The organism is Methylophaga sp. (assembly GCF_030651745.1).
Window position 1 is genome coordinate 1 of sequence record NZ_JAUSCC010000080.1, and the last position, 2,164, is coordinate 2,164.

At 45.6% G+C, this 2,164-nt stretch carries 1 protein-coding gene; it reads right to left on the reverse strand.

Annotation, left to right across the window (positions count from 1 at the left end; genetic code table 11):
* Nucleotides 1–109: 109 nt before the first annotated feature.
* Nucleotides 110–2,107, reverse strand: coding sequence for a chemotaxis protein CheA (locus Q7V21_RS09835; protein WP_304917132.1), 1,998 nt, complete (start codon nucleotides 2,105–2,107; stop codon nucleotides 110–112).
* Between the last annotated feature and the right edge of the window lie 57 nt (nucleotides 2,108–2,164).

The following is a 2,164-nucleotide window of genomic DNA, read 5'->3' on the forward strand; positions in this document are numbered from 1 at the left end:
GCACTGGCAATAACTTCCAGCCGCGGATCGGCGTTAATGATTTCAGTCAGTCGCCGGCGGAAAAATGCTGAATCATCAACAATCAGTACCTTTACAGTCACAAATATCCTTAATAATTTCGATGTGCGTAGGTATTCATTAACTCTGGGAAATCGAGAATAAGTGCAATACGTCCATCACCGGTAATGGTCGCTCCAGCAAAACCTTTGGTGCTGTGGAGCAGGGCGCCGAGAGGTTTTATTACGACTTCTTCCTGACCTATTAGTTGGTCCACAACAAAACCCACTTTACGTGTGCCAACATTCACAATAACAACATGTTCGGTGGTGGCTTTACGTTCTTCAACACTCTGGTTATTAAGCCATTTACGCAGATAAAATAGTGGCAGAGCCTTGTTTCTTACGATGACCGTCTGTTGTCCATCAACAGTATTGGTTTTATTTAAATCCAGATTAAAGATTTCATTCACGCTGACCAGCGGGAAGGCAAAAATTTGATTGCCTAACATGACCATCAAAGTGGGCATGATAGCCAAGGTTAATGGCACTTTAATGGAAAGCGTGGTGCCTTTGCCGATTTCAGATTGAATATCAATCACGCCATTTAATTTGGAGATGCTGGTTTTAACCACATCCATGCCTACACCACGACCGGAAATATCGGAAATTTCCTGTTTCATGGAAAAGCCTGGTGCAAAAATAAGCGCAAAACATTCAGATTCGGTCAGTCGGGAAGCGGCCTCTTCATCCATCATGCCTTTTTCAACCGCTTTGCGACGTAACACTTCCGGATTCATACCGGCACCATCATCGGAAATGGTCAATAGAATATGATCACCTTCCTGAGCAGCGGCGAGGACGATTAGACCTTGTTTTGACTTGCCTGACGCTTCGCGAACATCAGGCATTTCAACACCATGATCCACCGCATTACGAACCAGATGCACTAATGGATCAGCCAGTGCTTCAACCAGATTCTTATCTAAATCGGTTTCTTCACCACGTAACTCGAGATTGATATCTTTCCTTAAGCTGCGAGCTAAATCGCGTACCACGCGTGGAAAACGCCCAAATACCTTTTTAATCGGTTGCATGCGGGTTTTCATGACTGCTGTTTGCAGATCGCCGGTTACCACAGCCAGATTATTGACTGCTTTGGCCATTTCTTCGTTTTCAAAAGCGGCTTCGAGCGTATTGATACGGTTACGTACCAAGACCAGCTCACCGACCATGTTCATAATTTCATCCAGTCTGGCAGTATCCACTCGCACACTGGTATCGGCTGCTGCTTTTGCCTGGGGGGCGGCTGCTGCCTGCGCTGCAACTGCCGGTTTTACCGTGGTTATGCTGTCACCATCATCGTCTGATATTGCTGTATCTACTTTCGAGCTAACAGGTTGTTTTGGTGGTTCAACCTTAGCTTTTGGTGCTGGTGGCGGAGCTTTAGCCGCAGGCTTTTTACCTTGTAATTCGTCTAATAATGCTTCAAATTCTTCTTCAGAAATTTCATCATTGCCGCTGGCTTTTGCCGGTTCTGGTTTAGGCGGTTCGGCTGGTGGAGTAATGCCAGGCGCGGCGTTACCATGAATCTGATCCAATAACGCTTCAAATTCGTCATCAGTAATATCATCGCCAGCTGCAGAATTATCTGTTGGAGCAACGACAGCGACGGGTTCAGGTTCAGGAGTGGGTTCTGGTTCAGGTGCTGCCGCAGGAATTTCGCCTGATAAATAAGCAGCCAATTGTTGGATAATTTCCGGATCTGCTTCAGTGGGAAAAGAACCGGCTTTGACTTCAGCAAACATGCTGTTCAGACTGTCCAGCACCTTGAGAAAGGTGTCCATCATTTCTGCGTCGACCAGACGTTCACCCTGACGTAGCAGGTTAAAAACATCTTCGCCTTTATGACACAGATTGACCATGGCCTCGAGACTTAAAAAACCAGCACCACCTTTGATGGTGTGAAAGCCTCGAAAAATGGAATTCAGTAAATCTTTATCTTGAGGTTGTGTTTCCAGAGCAACCAATTGCTCATTCAATCCATCAAGAATTTCTTCTGCCTCAACCAGAAAATCCTGCAGAATTTCATCATCTGTATCTAAGGCCATGCTCCTGTCCTTCTAAAAACCAAGACTGGATAACAAATCATCCACATCGTCCTGATT

Excerpts from the sequence above, each read along its gene's own strand:
- Q7V21_RS09835 (WP_304917132.1), bottom strand. The coding sequence starts at position 2,107 with ATGGCCTTAGATACAGATGATGAAATTCTGCAGGATTTTCTGGTTGAG.